This window comes from Amycolatopsis bullii (assembly GCF_014654205.1).
GTDB lineage: Bacteria > Actinomycetota > Actinomycetes > Mycobacteriales > Pseudonocardiaceae > Amycolatopsis > Amycolatopsis plumensis.
Genome location: NZ_BNAW01000120.1, coordinates 1 through 575, shown reverse-complemented (window position 1 = coordinate 575; position 575 = coordinate 1). Strand labels below are relative to the sequence as shown.

Here is a 575-nt window from a genome sequence, read left to right as displayed (position 1 = left end):
GAAGGCCGGAAGCTGTTGCGTCTCGAGGTGCGCAACAGTGAGACGCCGATCGAGAAGAAGCCGTCGTGGATCAAGACGCGGGTGCGGATGGGGCCGGAGTTCACCGAGCTCAAGGGTCTGGTGCGTCGCGAGGGTCTGCACACGGTGTGTGAAGAGGCCGGTTGTCCCAACATCTATGAATGCTGGGAAGACCGGGAAGCCACGTTCCTCATCGGTGGCGACCAATGCACTCGACGGTGTGACTTCTGCCAGATCGACACCGGCAAGCCCGCTGCTCTCGATCGCACCGAGCCGCGCAAGGTCGCGGAGTCCGTGCAGGCCATGGGCTTGCGGTACTCGACGGTCACCGGTGTGGCGCGGGATGACCTTCCCGATGGCGGTGCCTGGCTGTACGCGGAGACCGTGCGGCAGATCCACGCGTTGAACCCGGGTACCGGTGTGGAGCTGTTGATTCCGGACTTCAACGCCGACCCGGAGCAGCTGGCTGAGGTGTTCGGGTCGCGGCCGGAGGTTTTGGCGCACAACGTGGAGACGGTGCCGCGGATCTTCAAGCGGATCCGTCCCGGGTTCCGGTA

The 575-nt window shown here is 64.7% G+C and carries 1 protein-coding gene; it reads left to right on the top strand.

What is annotated here, in order from left to right; all coding sequences use genetic code 11:
• On the top strand, positions 1–575 hold a 575-nt coding region (locus IE317_RS44165), incomplete at both ends, for a lipoyl synthase (RefSeq protein ID WP_191317313.1).